We start from the raw sequence: 14,359 nt of genomic DNA, 5'->3' as shown, positions 1-14,359 counted from the left end.
GGAGTCTCACGCATCAGTAGGCTCCACGGCTGGTCAGAACGGCAGGAATCGTGCGCAACAGCAGCTTGATGTCTTCCTTGATGCCCTGACGATGCAGGTAGAAGAGATCCAGATGGATCTGTTGCTCGAAGGACAGGTCCGAGCGGCCCGACACCTGCCACAGTCCGGTCAACCCCGGGGTGGCATCCAGACGCATGCGCGCACGCGCTTCGTAGAGCGCCACCTCGCGGGCGAGGGCGGGGCGTGGCCCGACCAGCGCCATCTCGCCGCGCAGCACGTTCCACAGCTGCGGCAATTCATCGATGGACAGCTTGCGGATGATACGGCCCACCCGCGTGATACGCGGGTCCTGCTTCATCTTGAACAGCACGCCACCCTCGCTCTCGTTGGCGGCCTGCAGTTCGCGCAGACGCTCTTCGGCGTCGATGTACATCGAGCGGAACTTCCACAGCTTGAACGGCTTGCCGTAACGCCCGATACGCTCCTGGCCGAACAGCACCGGGCCTGGCGATTCCAGGCGGATGGCCAGCACGGTGCCCAGCAGCAGCGGTGACAGCACCAGCAGCACGCCGCTGGCACCGACGATATCCATGGCGCGGCGCGCGCGTGGGGTCAGCCAGTTGCTCACTCGCCATCGAAAGTGGCGCCAGTTGGAGCGTGACTTCATCCACAGGCCGCGGCCGGGAATCGCCTCTTCCCCATACTTGCGCACGCTCATCAGAAAGCTCGGGTTGCCAAGCACGTAGCGCTTGAACATGCGGCGTGGCTCCATCAGCAGCCGCCAGGCCCATTCCATGCCCAATCTGCGCACGATGCCCGGCGCACGCGGGATGCGCTGGGAATAGAAGTCGAACAGACCGCCGACGCCCATGACCACCGGCACCTCGAGTCGCTCACGGTAGGTCGAGATCCACTTCTCCTGGGCCGGCACGCCCATCGCCACCAGCAACAGGTCAGTGCCCTGATTGATCTGCGCCAGCACGTCGTCGATGATTTCCGGGCCGATGAAGCCATGATGTACACCACTGATCTCGAGCGTCGGCCATTGTTCGCGGAGCTTGGCGGCCATCCTGTCGGCCACGCCCGGCGCGGCGCCGAGCAGGAACAGGCGCTTGTTCTCCGCCACCAGCATGTCGCACAGGTGGGGCAGCAGATCGGTGCCATTGAGGTTGGCCTCAAGCTCCTGGCCGAGCATGCGGCAGGCCATCTTGACGCCGCTGCCATCAGGCAGCAGCAGGTCGCTGTCATGCAGTACCTGCATGTAATAGCGATCGACCTGGGCCACGTTCAGGCAGTGTGCATTGACGAAATTGACGGTGCGCGGCTGCGGGTCCCTGATCCAGCTCTTGAGCAGGCTCAGGCAGGTGTCAAGACTGGTGTTGACGAAGGGCACCCCCAGCACCTTGACATGAGGCAACGTCTTGACGCGCTCAGTGGTGAAGAGGGCTTGATCCAATGGCTGGCTCATCATGGCGACTCCACTTCATGAGCGTCCTGCTGTTGATTCGGTCTGGCCGGCTGCGGGCGCGGCGCATTGTCGATCTTCTTCTTCTGCGCCTTGCCGATGACCCCCTGGGCGAGCCCTTCACAGCGCAGATAGAGACTCTTGGGCATCACGCGCAACATCAGGGCGGCCCCTGCCGTGGCAGCGGTGCGCCCGAATTCCGCCTTCCAGATGCCCGGCCATGCCTTGACGGCGCGGCGGCAATACGCCCAGGCAGCATCCCCGTCACGCAGGCGAATCGCCTGACGCGACAGATAGCGCAGTTGGTAGGCCTGGGCGCGGGGATACCATTGTTCGATGAAGTCAGGCGCGTAGGCGCGCGTCAGCTCGACGATCGCAAGCCAGCTCTGGTACTGGCGCTCCAGTTGTGCCGAAAGCCCGCCTTCATTGAGCCGGTAGCGGGTCAGCGGCTCGGGAATGCCTTCCACCGTGGTGCCGGTCTTGAGGGCGATGCGTGTCCAGCATTCGATATCTTCGCTCTGGCGCAGGCTCTCATCGAAGTAACAGGGCAGCACGCCGCCCCCCTTGACCTCACAGTCGAAGGCGATGGCCTCGAGAATCTCGCGGCGGATGACCGGCGCCGAGCCATTGCCCACCGGGTTGCGACAGAACAGCAGCCCCGGCGTGATGTCGGTCAGGCTCGGCATCTGGTAGTAGTCCAGCGGTTCGCCGTCGGCATCGATGAAGGCCGAGCGCGAGAAGGACAGACCTACCTCGGGGCGTGCCTCGAGGTGTTCGCGGTGGCGGGCCAGCTTAGCGGGCTCCCAGATGTCATCGGAGTCCAGGAAGGCCAGATAGCGGCCCTGAGCGGCACGCACGCCTGTGTTGCGAGCCCCGGCCAGGCCGCGATTGACCGGATGCGTGATCAGCGTGAGACGCGGGTCGTCGTAGGCCTCGCAGATCGCCCGGCTGCCATCGGGGGAGCAGTCATCGATGATGAGCAGTTCGAAGTCGCCATCCTCCTGCGCCAGCACGCTGTCGATGGCGGCCGCGACGAATCGTTCGACGTTGTAGATCGGCATGATGACCGAAAAGGTCGGGGTCATGGTCTGGCCTCCTGGACGTCCCTGTCTGGGGAAAGCGATGCGGTGGATGCTGCGTGAGGTGTGTCTGGTGTGTCTGGCGAGTCTGGTGGCGGCGCATCTGTCACCCGGCCGTCCTGAGCGAGGATCAGCCGGCGTGTCCACAGGTAGCCGGGTAGCGCGGCCAGGCTGATGCCGACCAGAATGCCGGCCGCGACGCCATTGATGCCGAAGGGCACGCCGGCGAACATGCCGGCGCCGAGCATCAGCGTCATGAAGATCTGCAGCTTGAGGTCTGCCCCGGGCATGCCCTGGGCGCGCAGCAACTGGCCGCAACTGTCGAGCAGGATGCGCGGCAGGGCAGAGAGGCAGATCAGGATCAGGATCGGCAGGGCGCCACGCTCGACCCAGGCCTCCCCGAACAGGATCGGCACATACCAGGGTGCCAGCAGGCTCTGGGCGATGATGGCGGGCACGGCGACCAGCGCGAACAGGCGCATGCCGTGGTGCATGCGTGCCAGTCGTTCGTGAGACGTCATGTCGCCGCACAGCTGCGGGAAGATGGCGGTGGAGTAGGCGCGCAAGAGGCCGAGGCTGATGCCGAGTCCGGCATTGAAGGCAAAGAAGTAGACGCCGAGCACGTCCATGGCGAACAGGGCGCCGACCAGCAGGTAATCCATCTGCTGACGCAGCACCGAGACCACCTCGACGCCCATCATCGGGCGCGCGAAGCTCATCAGCGGCCGCGACCACAGCGTGGAGGGGCGCTCATCGATGCGCCATGATTCGCACCAGCGATAGGTCAGGGTCCAGATGGGCGTCACGATCAGCTTGGGCAGGATCAAGGCCCAGAACCCGGCACCCATGGCGGCCAGCAGCATCACGCCGACGGCCTCGCCGATGCTCTGGCCCATCTCGATGCGCGCCGTGATGTGCAGGCGGTTGCTGCGCAGAATTCGCGCCGCGTTGATGGCGGCGGGGGGCAACATCGGGAAGATCAGCGCCAGCGCCATCAGCGGCAGGGTCAGATCGGGAGCGTCATAGAGGTAGGCCAGCAGCGGGGCCAGTGCCATCTGCAGCACCATCAGGCCAAGACACACCACCCAATTGAACCAGTAGGCATCGCGACACAGGCGTTCATATCCCTCGCGCCCGGCCTGCACCAAGGCGGGTACCACGGCGGCATTGGAGATGGCGTGCATGATCTCGTGCGCGGTAAGCACGATGGCGGCGATACCGAAGGACTCCGGCGCGATCATGCGCGCCGCCACCAGGGTCGCGCCCAATCGCGCGATGCGGTGCACCCCTTGCGACATGCCCATCCAGGCCAGATTGCGGATCAGGCGGCCATTGCCACCGTCTCCGCCACCTGTCAGACGTGTCTTGAGTCGCGTGATCACACCCATCGCCTGGCTCCCTGGCTTGTCGTGCCTTTCCAGGCATCTGGTCTTGTCAGTCATGCTTTTGAACGGCTGGTGTAGCCACTCTAGCGCAATGTACTGATGAATTGGCGTGATCTGGCGCAGCCTTGTTCCACTATCCCGTGATCGGGCTAGGTTGCCGTGTCGCTGCTGCCGGTATCGGCGGAGGCGGGCGCTGCCCTTGAAAGCGGCTTCTCCACATCCACCGGTCCCATGTTGTGGATATGCCCTTCGCTGGCGGGCAGGCCCGCCAGCTGGTGCGCCTTGCCGATCAGGATCAGTCCCGGCCAGATCAAATAGGCAAGGATTTCCAGGTTCTCGCCGAAGGAGTAGACGAACAGCAGGCCGACCATGATCAAGCCCAGCTGCACGACAGGGCGGCCGACCACGAAGCGCAGCAGATGCAGCAGGCTGACCAGCATCGGCACCAACAGCGCGAACAGGCCGAAGATGCCCTTGACGAACAGCAGCCCATACCAGCTGTGATGCGAGCCGATCGGCATGTACTCCACCAGGTGCGGGCCGCGTTCGACGATGCCGTGGCCGAACCACGGCGCCTCGTTGCGCCAGCGGTCCACCGCGATGCGCCCCAGCGCGGCCCGCACGCGGGTCGAGTCCGCCCGCGAGCCCTTGAAGGCGGCGATGAAGTTGTCGATGGCCTCCAGGATCGGCGCGCCGAGAAAGCCACCGATCAGGCTGACGCCGGAAAAGCTGAACCACAGCCACGGCTTGTGCAGACGCTTGAGCAGGAACATCCCGGCGCTGATCAACACCAGCGACACCAGCGCCATGCGCGAGCCGGACATCAGGATCATCAACACGCTGCCGCCGATGCCGATCGCCTTCCACAAGGGGTGTTTCTCGAGCAGGGCGCAGGCGAAATAGATGCTGGCGACAAAGCCCACCGCCGGCGCCCAGGGCGTGAACAGGCGCCAGCGCGGCATGCCGCTGCCGGGGTCGATCTCATAGAGCGAGACGGCGAAGAATTCCGGCCCCGGCCCGCCGATGGCCTGCAGCGGCGAGACGAAGGGCACCTGGGGCAGCCCCGCCAGCCAGGCGCCGACGAATACCGGCAGCAACAGCATGGTGTGCAGGCAGACATGCATGGCCGCGCGGATGATCACCGCCGGACGGATCGCCAGGCAGCCGATGATCGGGAAGACCGCCAGCAGCGCCCAGCCCTTGGCCCAGCCGATGGAGGACTTGATCAGTTTGCCGGTGCCGAGGTTCTCGATCAGGTGGCCGGCCAGCAGCGAGAACTCCATCACGATCATGCCGATGATCCACACCCACAGTGGCCAGGGCAGACGCGGAAAACGCTGGCGGCCCTTGAGGTGCAGCCAGGCGGCACGCATCACCAATGACCATGCCAGTACCGGTGCCAGCACATAGAGGCCGCCGACCAGATAGAACAGATAGGTCGCGGTGATCGAGAACCAGATGATGCGTTCTTCCGGGGTCTCGGGGAGGACATCCGCCTCTGGCCCCGCCTTCAGGGAAAACATCGGCGGCTCACACGCTTTGCTGCAGACGCAGCAGGTAGGGTTTTCTGATCCACAGAAGAATCAGGCCGATGATGCTGAAGACGCTCGCGGCGAGCGCGCCGACGATGGCCAGCTTGATGCCCAGCGAATCCGCCTTCTCGGGCAGTGGCGGCGGATCGAGAATCTGCAGCATCGGGTAGCTGGCGAAGGGGTCGATCTGACCGATATCAATCTTGGCCAGCGCCGTGGTGTAGACCGCCGTGGCGACCTGTTGCTCGCGCAGCAGGTCCTGCAGCTGGGCAGCCTTGGCGACGCTGTTGTCCAGCCGCTGCTTGCGGGCCGCCAGATTGGCCCGCCCGGTGGCAAGCTCGCTGATCACGCCGCGCCGCTGGGTATCCAGGGTGATCAGTTCGCCGACCAGGGTGTCCTGATTGGCATGGCCGGACGCGGCACGCAGGGCATTCTGATTGCGCGAGGACTGGCGGGGCAGCAACTGGCGCATGCGTGAGGCCAGCGAGCGCTCGAGGGAATCAAGCCCCGCGGCCAGATTGATGACCTCCGGATTGCGCTCGCCCCATTTGCCGCGTGCTTCATCGAGGCTGGCTGCCTGCTCCGCCGCCTGCGTCAGCAGCGCCTGATAGCGGGCGTCGCGCTGCAGGGCGATCACGCCACCGGCCTGGCCGGCATCCAGTCCCAGGCGACTGGACAGGGTGGCGAGACGGGCGTTGAGGGCCGACAGCTCGCCATCCCGCGTCTCGAGTGTGTCCTTGAGCGCCTCGACACTCAGCGTCAGTTCCTTGAACTGCTCCATGGAAACCAGCCCTGAGGTGGACTGGAACTCGAGCAGCTTGCGCTGGGTTTCCTTGAGCGTGCGGTCGTAGGTCTCGAGCGAGCGGCGGATGACGGCTTCGCGGCGCGCCTGCTCATCATTGCGCAGCTGTTCGATCACCTCATTGAAGGCATCGATGTGCGCATTGGCGCGTGCAAGCGCGGCCTTGGCGCTCGGCGCGCTGGTCTGGAAGGCGATCAGCGCGGTCTGGTCGGTCAGCTTGATCTTGGGCTTGCCGTAATCGTCGGGATGCATGTCGACCGTGCTGGCGGCACGCTCGAGCACGGCAGGGCTCTCGGCGATGGCGCGATAGTTGACCTTGGGGTCCAGCGAGGAGCTGGAGTAGGAAGAGTTGGCGCTGGTGCTGGCCTGGCCGATGCTCTCGAAGTTCACCGACAGACCGGAGCCGGTGCCCGGCAGGATCATCGTCCAGCTGGTGGTGTAGGTGACAGGTGCCACGGCGATGAAGGCGATGGTCAACCCCCAGATGACACTCAGGATGGCGGTCGCCAGCAACAGGTAGGCCGCGCGGCGGGTGCGCGGGCGCATGCTGGAGCCACGCGCCGCCCAGCCCAGCAGGACGCCCAGGAGTCGGCGCCCCAGTGAGGGCTTGGCTGCGTCTTGTGGTGTGTCGGGTGAGCGGGACTCTGTCATGCACATCCTTGTCGCGTGGTAGTGATCAGTCGCATTCCATCAACGGACAGGCGATGGGTTACAGCAGAGTGGCCGGCGTCAGCAGGTCAGTCAGCGTGCGGGCGATATCACGGATGTTGGTGACACCGGAGTCATAGCAGCCGACCACATCTTCGGGCATCAGATAGGGATTGACGCCCACATCCGCCGGATTGGCCAGCAGGGCATCGATACCGCGATCGACCACGACCGGCTGATGCGTCATCGGGTTGGTACTGATCAGCACCGCGCGGCGCGAGCCGGAGGTCGCCTGGATGCCGCCGACGCAGTTGGCATTGATCACGCCCTGCAGCATGCGCACGCCGTAAGGCACCTGCGAGCGCAACACCGTGTAATTGCTGACGTTGTTGTTGTTGGCAGGGGTGGTCAGGTTGGAGGCATAGATGACGATGCCCGGCGCGGTGAGAGGTGAGGGGCGCATCAGAGCGGCCTGGAAGGCGCCGCTGGAGGGCACGTGGATCCGGTCACCCACACGCAGCCAGGGATTGGCGGCATATTCGCCGTCGATCAGGCCGCGCATGTCGAGAATCTGTGTCTGGCCGTCGCGAATCAGCTCGATATGGCTCAGGTCCGCGTCGGGACGGATGCCGCCGGCCGTGGTCAAGGCCGCCGACAGACGACGCTGTTGACTGGCATCGCCGCCGGCGAAATCGCGGCGCACCATGCGCTCTTCCGGCAGGCGGGTATTGATGACCGCCTCGCCCGGGAAGAACACCGCGCCGGACACCGCAACGGCCAACGGCGCCCATTCCTCGAGCCGGATGCTGACATGCGCCAGACCCGGGCGAATCAGCTCTTCCTGCACCAGACGCTGGGTGATCTCATCCGCCAGGGCGTCGATGGTCTTGTTGGAAGCCTCGACCGGCGAGAGCCACGGCAGGCGCAGGCGTCCGTCATGATCCACCTCGTAGCTGCCATCGAAGAGTTCGCTGCCGGCGACCCTGACGCTCAGACGATCGCCCGCCGCCAGCCGCTGGTCATCCCCCGCGGGCAGTTGCATGAAGCGATCATCGGCATGAGGGGCAGGCAGCTCCAGCGGCCAGTGGGTCGCCTGTTGCCAGTGATCTTCGGCGGGAGTGTCGTCCAGCATGATCGGCGTACAGCCGCCTATCAGGCCGGCCGTGATCGCGACGCCCAGCAGGCGTCGAAGAGAGCGGGAAAGGGAGCTGGGCCGAGTCAGGTCGCGTTTCATCAGGCTACCTCACGAGAAGGCCCTGTCCGCGTGTCACCGCTCGACTCCAGCAGCGGGTCGCGCTGATAGTAGATATCGAAGAGCTCGAACAGGCGCACGCGCTCCAGCTCTGTCTGCATGTCCGGCGAGGGTTCGACCACCACCAGCGCCGCCGGGGACAGCGCATCATGCAGACTGACCAGCACCGAGAGCCCATCGGCATCGATGGCCTCGACATGGCTGAGGTCCACCGCCAGCGTGCCGGTGTGCTCAGGAATCATCGCCAGCACCTCCTGGCGGAAATAGCGCGCGAGCTCGCCTGTCAGCTGGGCAGGCGGCGTGATCATGATACCTTCGTGAATCCGGGTGGTGATGGGCATGACGGGCTCCCTGTGCTTGATGTCACCGCCTGGCGCCAGCTGGGCCTACGGTGCAGCTTGTTATCTTTATGCACTATGCCGCGTAAGCATCGTTTACCTGCTGTTACAGTGTCAACGACGCCGACTGACTTGCCTCATTCTTTCTTGCTGGGTTTCGTGGTGCTACCTGCTGTTTTCGGGCTCTCCTGCTGTTTTCGGACTGTCCAGGTTGGCTGCGCGGCGTTGTCACTCGCCCGACATGGCGGGTGACTTGTGTGGCGTGGCCAGCATCGCGCCCCAGTGGCGGAAGCGCAGCAACAGCAACAGGCCCGGTATGGCGGCCAGCGTGCAGATCCAGAAGAAGCTGTCCCAGCCGGCCGCATCGGCCAGATAGCCGGAGGGCGCGGCAATCACCACGCGTGGCAGGCCCATGATCGATGAGAGCATCGCGTACTGGCCGGCGGTGAAGCGCTTGTCGGTCAGCGCGCCCATGAAGGCGATGAAGGCGGCGCTGCCCATGCCGGCCGCCAGGTTCTCGAAGGCGACCACCGCCGCGAGCCACGCCAGCGAATCACCGACGTGATGCAGCCAGACGAAGCCGGCAGTCGACACCATCTGCAGGATGCCGAACCACCAGAGCGCCCGATAGATGCCGATGCGCATGATCATCAGGCCGCCGAAGAAGGTGCCGGCCAGCAAGGGCCACAGGCCGAACAGCTTCACGGTCGCGCCGATCTGCGAATTGCTGAAGCCGATGTCCTTGTAGAAGGGCGTGGTCAGATTGCCCGCCACGGAATCGCCCAGCTTGTAGAGCAGGATGAACAGCAGCAGCCAGATGGCACCATCGCGCTTCATGAAGTGGCGGATGGGGTCCCACAGGATCTCATGCAGATGATGGGCGCGCGGCGCGGCCTGAGCCTCGGGCTCCGGTGCCAGCAGGGTCACCAGCATGCAGGCGCCCAGGGTCGCGGCCATGATCAGGTAGGTCACGCGGAAGCCGATCATGTCGGCCAGCACCAGGCCACCGGCCGAGGCCATCAGCATGCCGATGCGGTAGCCATAGACATAGAAGCTGGAGCCCAGCCCCAGCTCGTTGTCCGGCAGATGCTCGCGCCGATAGGCGTCGATCACGATGTCCTGGGTGGCGCTGAAGAAGCTGACCGCCAGCGCGATGGCGCCCATGGTCAGCGGCGACATGTGCGGGTCCTGCAAGGCAAGCAGCGCGATCAGTGCGGTCAGGGCCAGCTGGGCGATCATCAGCCAGCCACGGCGCCGGCCGAGCACCGGCGGCATGATGCGGTCCAGCAATGGCGCCCACAGAAACTTGAGGGTGTAGGGCAGGCCGACGAGCGCGAGCAGGCCCACGGCGTCCAGTGAGACACCGGCATCCGTCATCCAGGCCTGCAGCACGCTACCGGTCAGCAGCAGTGGCAGCCCGGAGGCGAAGCCCATCAGGAACGTGATACCATGACGGCCAACGAGTAAGCGTAAATCCTTTGAAGTCAAAGCCTTGCCTGTCCATGCAGAGGGTGTGGCCGCGCGTGTCACACGCACGGTGAGCGGCTATCTGCCGCTTGCGTCATTCATGGCCGGATTGTCGCACTGCCTGAGGGCAAGAGCCATGCATTGTCCTGCCGGTCAGCCGACAGGCATGATGCAGGTCGAGACACGCATGAGTGGGGCAGGCAGGCAATGAGAGGTCATCATGAGTGAAGCCCGAGAAGCTGCCAAGGCGCATTGGTATCTGATCCAGTGCAAGGGCGGGGAATCCTTCCGTGCGGCGGAGAACCTCACCAATCAGGGATTTCACGTCTTCCACCCCCTGTTGGAGGTGGAAAAGAAGCGCGGCGGCAAGCTGCGTTGGGTCGAAGAGCCGCTATTCCCCTATTACCTGTTCATACGCCTTGATCAGATGGATGACAACTGGCGTCCGATTCGCTCGACCCGTGGCGTGCTCAAGCTGGTCAGCTTCGGCAACACACCGACGGCGGTGCCGACGCCCCTGGTGGAAGCCCTGATCGCCAGCGGCGAGCAACGCCAGGAGCAACCGCCGGAGAATGTCTATTTCCGGGCCGGCGAGCAGGTCGAGATCATCGATGGTCCCTTGAGTTCGCTCAGTGGCGTCTTCGAGAGCGCGAAGGGCGATGAGCGCGTCATCGTGCTGCTCAATCTGATCAATCAGCAACAGCGTGTCGAGCTGTCCAGTCGTCAGCTGCGGCGCAGCGAAAGCTGAGCTGCCGACCTGTCTCATCCGACTTGATCCGCGAGACCGCATTGCACCTTTCTTCTGGAGTGGTTCCCATGGCGATTACTTCCCAGCAGGTCGTCAGCCTGCATTACACCCTGCGCACCGCTGATGGCACTGTGCTGGATAGCTCCCTTGAGCGTGAGCCGATGGATTACCTGCATGGCCACGACAATATTCTGGCAGCGCTCGAGAGCGCGCTTGAGGGTTGCGATGTCGGCGACCGCAAGGTCGTCAATCTGACGCCAGCCGAAGGCTTCGGTGAGCGGGATGAAGGCCTGGTGCAGTACTTCGGGCGTGATGCCTTCGGCCCGGGCGAGATCAACGCCGGCATGCGCTTTCAGGCCCGCACCCCGGAAGGCCAGCGGTCGGTCACGGTGCTGGAAGTCGGTGAGCAGCAGGTCAAGGTCGACGCCAATCATCCGCTGGCGGGTCAGGCGCTGAGCTGGGAAGTCGAGGTGCTGGAAGTGCGCGATGCCACGCGTGCCGAACTTTCGGCCGGTCATCCGCTCGGTCTCGATGTCAGCCATACCGAGATCGAAGACAAGAAGGTGCGTCGCTGAAGTAGGCATTGCGGGTGGGTGTGACGCTCAAGCTCATCGTTGCAGCCCCTCTACAACAACAGACAGCCCCGCTGCCGGAATCCTCGGCAGCGGGGCTGTCTGTTGTTGCGGTCTGTAGCGATGGAGAAAATTGATATGGATCAGTCGTCTGCGCGCCAGCCGTAAGGATCGAGCCGTGAAGCCTTCAGGACTTGATGCAGATCAGATTCGCGCGGGGCATGGCGGGGTAGAGTGTCTCTGTCGAGGCCGCAGCAGGCCGACACAGGCGGAAGAGTTATTGATATCAGAGCTATTGATATCAGAAGCAGAGGTGTCAGCTGCCGACAGAGGCTGGCATTCAGGGAGCCCCTTGGGGAAGGGGCAGGCCAGGATGGCCGCTGTCAGAATCGGGCTTTTTTGCAGGTGCCGATTCGCCGTCAGGGGAGGGGGAAACCCCGCTAGCCGACCTTCGGGTCGGCTTTTTTGGTTGTTGGGGCCAGAGAGAATGGCTAGCACCGCGTTTGCATGGCGATGGCTTGCCTGCGGGGTGCTTGAAAGCTTTTGCCAGTTCTTGCCAGTTCTCTGAGGGGAAGAGAGTCGCTGGACAGGCAACCCCGCAACTGACACGAGGTTGCCTGCCCGGCGAGACGGCTCAACTATTGTTGCTGGCAGTCTTGAGGCTCTCGACTTCCTTGTGGGAGTCGACGGCCTTCCCGGTGGTGGTCTTGTCGATGCTCTGGCTTTTCTTGACAGCCTGACTTTTCTTGACAGTCTGGCTCTTCTGGATAGCCCCGTCTTGCTTGACCGAAGGGCTCTTCGTGTTGATGGCCGAGGTCGTCTTGCCCGGCTCGCCCAGCGTCAATGTCGTGTTCATGCGCTTGAGCGTATTGGGGCCGATTCCCTTGATTTCGGTCAACTGTGCCACGTCGGTGAAGGGGCCGTTCGCCTTGCGCCATTCGATGATGGCCTGGGCCTTCTTGCCACCGATGCCCTTGAGCTCGGTCAGTTGTGCGGCAGTGGCGGTGTTGATGTTCATGTCTGCGGCCTGGCTGGTCGGTGACAGTACCAGCAGGCTGGTCACGAGAAGTGTTCCTAGCAGGGTTTTCATGGTCGCTTCCTATGCTCACATCAGGGCGGTCGATGGGGAGTGCGCGGGGCGACCACCCGATGCCCTGCGCGAGAAATACTCTGGCTCAGGTATTAGATTTGTAGTCATTTAGATTTAAACGATTCCTCATCCTTGCGCGGCTTTCTGCGCTCAACGCAAGAAAGCACTACGAGCGTTAGCCTGCTGATTCGATTCGTCTTTCCCTGGGCATACAACGACAGAGCCGAGCGCTATAATGTTGCCCCGAGCCCATGACCTCCTGTCATTGCGCCTGCCACATCGCCTGGAGCCCGGATGCCTGCCACGACTTCCCCCCTGATCATCGCCCTCGACTACCCGGACATGAGTGCTGCGCTTGCCATGGCAGACCAGCTGGATCCTGCGCGCTGTCGCGTCAAGGTGGGCAAGGAGCTGTTCACGCGTGTGGGTCCCGAGATTCTCAAGGCATTGCATCAACGCGGCTTCGAGGTCTTTCTCGATCTCAAATTCCACGACATTCCCAACACCACCGCCCAGGCCGTGCTGGCGGCAGCGGAGCACGGCGTGTGGATGACCAATGTCCACGCCTCGGGTGGGGCGCGCATGATGCAGGCCGCCGCAGAAGCCCTTTCGACTCGCGGCCTCGATACCCAGCTGATCGCCGTGACGGTGCTGACCAGCATGGAACAGGCCGATCTGGCCGGTATCGGGCTGGATGTCACGCCGCTTGCGCAGGTCGAGCGGCTGGCGGCCCTCGCCCAGCAGAGCGGCATGCACGGTGTGGTGTGCTCCGCACGTGAGACCCCGAGCCTCAAGGCACTGTGTGGCCCTGAGTTCCTGAAGGTGACGCCGGGTATTCGCCCGAGCTTCGCGCAGGCCGGTGATCAGCGGCGCACCATGACGCCCGGTGAAGCCATGGCGGCCGGTAGCACCCATCTGGTGATCGGGCGTCCTGTCACCCAGGCGGAGGATCCGCTGGCGGCGCTGGCGCTGATCGAGCAGGAGCTGGGCGCCTGATCGGCTGATTGTCTGCCTCATGGGCAAAAAAATACGCCAGTCGCAGACTCTGCGGCTGGCGTCTTTTTCATGGCAGTGATCAGCAGCAGTGATCACTGCTGCTGATCACTCGTTCACGCTTTGCGCGACTGCCTCAATCGGCAGACTTGATATGCCAGCTGACCTGAACGCTGCTCTCGAGGCTCAGCTCGCCGGGGCGGTATTCGCTGCCGCTGCTCTTGGCCTCTGCCATGTCGGCACGCATTGCCATCATCTGCGGGCGCGGGCTGTGTGAGGACTCATTGATCGACTGCACGCTGCCCAGGGTCGCGCCGAGGGTCTCGGCCATCAGTTGTGCCTTGTGGCGTGCCTTGGTCAAGGCTTCCTTCAATACCTTGTCTTCCAGGGCATCCCGTTCACTGATCTGATACTGCACACCGGCCAGTTGATTGACGCCAGCGCCCAGCAGCAGGTCGATGACTTCCGGTACCTTGTCCAGGTCATCGAGAGCGAGGCTGATCGGGCGTTCGAGGTGTGTACGGCGCCATTGCTGGGGCTGCTGCTGACCATTGTTGCGCTCGTAGTACTGTTCAGGGCGCAGGTTGAGGCTGCCGGCGCTGATCTGACGGCTGTCGATGCCCGCTTTCTCCAGTGCCTGAATCAGTGTCGTCATGCGTGATTCCAGTGACTCGCGTGCCTTGCGGGCTGCCTGACCCTCGGCCTTGCTGTCGGGAGCCTTGTCATCCACCTTGCGCGCGGGCGTCTTCTCCCACAGGCGTGCCTGGATGGTTGCCTTGTCGGGCGCCGCCTCCAGGCTGGCACTGGCGCTGACATGCACCAGTGCCGGTGCGGGCGTCTGGTCGGCGCGGGCCAGGTGTGTGGCGCTGGCGGTGCAGAGCGCCAGGCCGCACAGCATGGCGGTACGACGCAGGCGCTGGGCGAGGGGGGCGGGGCCTCTGGTGGCGTGGTTCATCAGCATGGGAAATCCCTTGTGTAAAGTGGCAAC

Annotated in this window: 13 protein-coding genes; 3 read left to right on the top strand and 10 right to left on the bottom strand. The window is 64.0% G+C overall.

Annotated features, from left to right (window positions below):
* Positions 1 to 13: 13 nt before the first annotated feature.
* The 8 genes from MSG32_RS10450 to MSG32_RS10415 all read right to left on the bottom strand — a co-directional run bounded on the left by MSG32_RS10450 (position 14) and on the right by MSG32_RS10415 (position 9,935).
* Positions 14 to 1,468: a WecB/TagA/CpsF family glycosyltransferase gene (locus tag MSG32_RS10450; RefSeq protein WP_248379445.1), complete on the bottom strand. Its 1,455-nt coding sequence runs from the start codon at positions 1,466 to 1,468 to the stop codon at positions 14 to 16.
* Complete coding sequence (locus MSG32_RS10445) at positions 1,468 to 2,550, bottom strand: glycosyltransferase family 2 protein (protein WP_248379443.1); 1,083 nt, start codon at positions 2,548 to 2,550, stop codon at positions 1,468 to 1,470. Before MSG32_RS10445 ends, MSG32_RS10450 begins: the two co-directional genes overlap by 1 nt.
* A complete protein-coding gene (locus MSG32_RS10440) occupies positions 2,547 to 3,932 on the bottom strand; it encodes an oligosaccharide flippase family protein (protein WP_248379440.1) in 1,386 nt (461 codons plus the stop codon). Before MSG32_RS10440 ends, MSG32_RS10445 begins: the two co-directional genes overlap by 4 nt.
* Positions 3,933 to 4,078: 146 nt before the next feature.
* Positions 4,079 to 5,452 (bottom strand): O-antigen ligase family protein, encoded by a 1,374-nt coding sequence (locus MSG32_RS10435; protein WP_248379435.1) that lies wholly within the window; start codon positions 5,450 to 5,452, stop codon positions 4,079 to 4,081.
* Positions 5,453 to 5,459: 7 nt separating this feature from the next.
* Positions 5,460 to 6,914 carry a hypothetical protein gene (locus MSG32_RS10430; RefSeq protein ID WP_248379425.1) on the bottom strand — a complete coding sequence of 485 codons (1,455 nt, stop codon included), beginning with the start codon at positions 6,912 to 6,914 and terminating at the stop codon, positions 5,460 to 5,462.
* A 58-nt stretch (positions 6,915 to 6,972) separates the two neighbouring features.
* Positions 6,973 to 8,145 carry a polysaccharide biosynthesis/export family protein gene (locus MSG32_RS10425; protein WP_248379422.1) on the bottom strand — a complete coding sequence of 391 codons (1,173 nt, stop codon included), beginning with the start codon at positions 8,143 to 8,145 and terminating at the stop codon, positions 6,973 to 6,975.
* Positions 8,145 to 8,504 carry an STAS domain-containing protein gene (locus MSG32_RS10420; RefSeq protein ID WP_248379420.1) on the bottom strand — a complete coding sequence of 120 codons (360 nt, stop codon included), beginning with the start codon at positions 8,502 to 8,504 and terminating at the stop codon, positions 8,145 to 8,147. The genes MSG32_RS10425 and MSG32_RS10420 overlap by 1 nt, the downstream gene beginning before the upstream one ends.
* A gap of 225 nt (positions 8,505 to 8,729) precedes the next feature.
* A complete protein-coding gene (locus MSG32_RS10415; protein ID WP_082388128.1) occupies positions 8,730 to 9,935 on the bottom strand; it encodes an AmpG family muropeptide MFS transporter in 1,206 nt (401 codons plus the stop codon).
* A 253-nt stretch (positions 9,936 to 10,188) separates the two neighbouring features.
* Here MSG32_RS10415 and rfaH point away from each other — a divergent pair, with 253 nt between their 5' ends.
* Entirely contained in the window at positions 10,189 to 10,716 is a 528-nt protein-coding gene (rfaH, locus tag MSG32_RS10410; RefSeq protein ID WP_176676340.1) for a transcription/translation regulatory transformer protein RfaH, read from the top strand.
* A gap of 68 nt (positions 10,717 to 10,784) precedes the next feature.
* Positions 10,785 to 11,291, top strand: a complete 507-nt coding sequence (locus MSG32_RS10405) for a peptidylprolyl isomerase (RefSeq protein WP_043332448.1) — start codon at positions 10,785 to 10,787, stop codon at positions 11,289 to 11,291.
* A gap of 631 nt (positions 11,292 to 11,922) precedes the next feature.
* On the opposite strand, the gene MSG32_RS18010 is transcribed toward MSG32_RS10405, so the two are convergent.
* Positions 11,923 to 12,378 (bottom strand): helix-hairpin-helix domain-containing protein, encoded by a 456-nt coding sequence (locus tag MSG32_RS18010; protein WP_084589297.1) that lies wholly within the window; start codon positions 12,376 to 12,378, stop codon positions 11,923 to 11,925.
* A gap of 294 nt (positions 12,379 to 12,672) precedes the next feature.
* Between MSG32_RS18010 and pyrF the strand changes: the two genes are divergently transcribed.
* Entirely contained in the window at positions 12,673 to 13,374 is a 702-nt protein-coding gene (pyrF, locus tag MSG32_RS10395; protein WP_153635206.1) for an orotidine-5'-phosphate decarboxylase, read from the top strand.
* A gap of 133 nt (positions 13,375 to 13,507) precedes the next feature.
* Here the strand turns inward: pyrF and MSG32_RS10390 are convergent, their stop codons facing one another.
* The gene (locus MSG32_RS10390) at positions 13,508 to 14,332 is read right to left on the bottom strand and encodes an SIMPL domain-containing protein (RefSeq protein WP_192838373.1); all 825 of its coding nucleotides are present in this window, start codon (positions 14,330 to 14,332) and stop codon (positions 13,508 to 13,510) included.
* Between the last annotated feature and the right edge of the window lie 27 nt (positions 14,333 to 14,359).

It is taken from the genome of Cobetia sp. 1CM21F (assembly GCF_023161745.1).
GTDB classification, from domain to species: domain Bacteria; phylum Pseudomonadota; class Gammaproteobacteria; order Pseudomonadales; family Halomonadaceae; genus Cobetia; species Cobetia amphilecti.
This window is presented reverse-complemented; position numbering and strand designations above follow the sequence as displayed.

Bases quoted from the DNA above. Each gene is read 5' to 3' on its own strand.
- MSG32_RS10450 (WP_248379445.1), bottom strand. From the start codon at position 1,468: ATGAGCCAGCCATTGGATCAAGCCCTCTTCACCACTGAGCGCGTCAAG.
- MSG32_RS10445 (WP_248379443.1), bottom strand. From the start codon at position 2,550: ATGACCCCGACCTTTTCGGTCATCATGCCGATCTACAACGTCGAACGA.
- MSG32_RS10440 (WP_248379440.1), bottom strand. From the start codon at position 3,932: ATGGGTGTGATCACGCGACTCAAGACACGTCTGACAGGTGGCGGAGAC.
- MSG32_RS10435 (WP_248379435.1), bottom strand. From the start codon at position 5,452: ATGTTTTCCCTGAAGGCGGGGCCAGAGGCGGATGTCCTCCCCGAGACC.
- MSG32_RS10430 (WP_248379425.1), bottom strand. From the start codon at position 6,914: ATGACAGAGTCCCGCTCACCCGACACACCACAAGACGCAGCCAAGCCC.
- MSG32_RS10425 (WP_248379422.1), bottom strand. From the start codon at position 8,145: ATGAAACGCGACCTGACTCGGCCCAGCTCCCTTTCCCGCTCTCTTCGA.
- MSG32_RS10420 (WP_248379420.1), bottom strand. From the start codon at position 8,504: ATGCCCATCACCACCCGGATTCACGAAGGTATCATGATCACGCCGCCT.
- MSG32_RS10415 (WP_082388128.1), bottom strand. From the start codon at position 9,935: ATGGGCTTCGCCTCCGGGCTGCCACTGCTGCTGACCGGTAGCGTGCTG.
- rfaH (WP_176676340.1), top strand. From the start codon at position 10,189: ATGAGTGAAGCCCGAGAAGCTGCCAAGGCGCATTGGTATCTGATCCAG.
- MSG32_RS10405 (WP_043332448.1), top strand. From the start codon at position 10,785: ATGGCGATTACTTCCCAGCAGGTCGTCAGCCTGCATTACACCCTGCGC.
- MSG32_RS18010 (WP_084589297.1), bottom strand. From the start codon at position 12,378: ATGAAAACCCTGCTAGGAACACTTCTCGTGACCAGCCTGCTGGTACTG.
- pyrF (WP_153635206.1), top strand. From the start codon at position 12,673: ATGCCTGCCACGACTTCCCCCCTGATCATCGCCCTCGACTACCCGGAC.
- MSG32_RS10390 (WP_192838373.1), bottom strand. From the start codon at position 14,332: ATGCTGATGAACCACGCCACCAGAGGCCCCGCCCCCCTCGCCCAGCGC.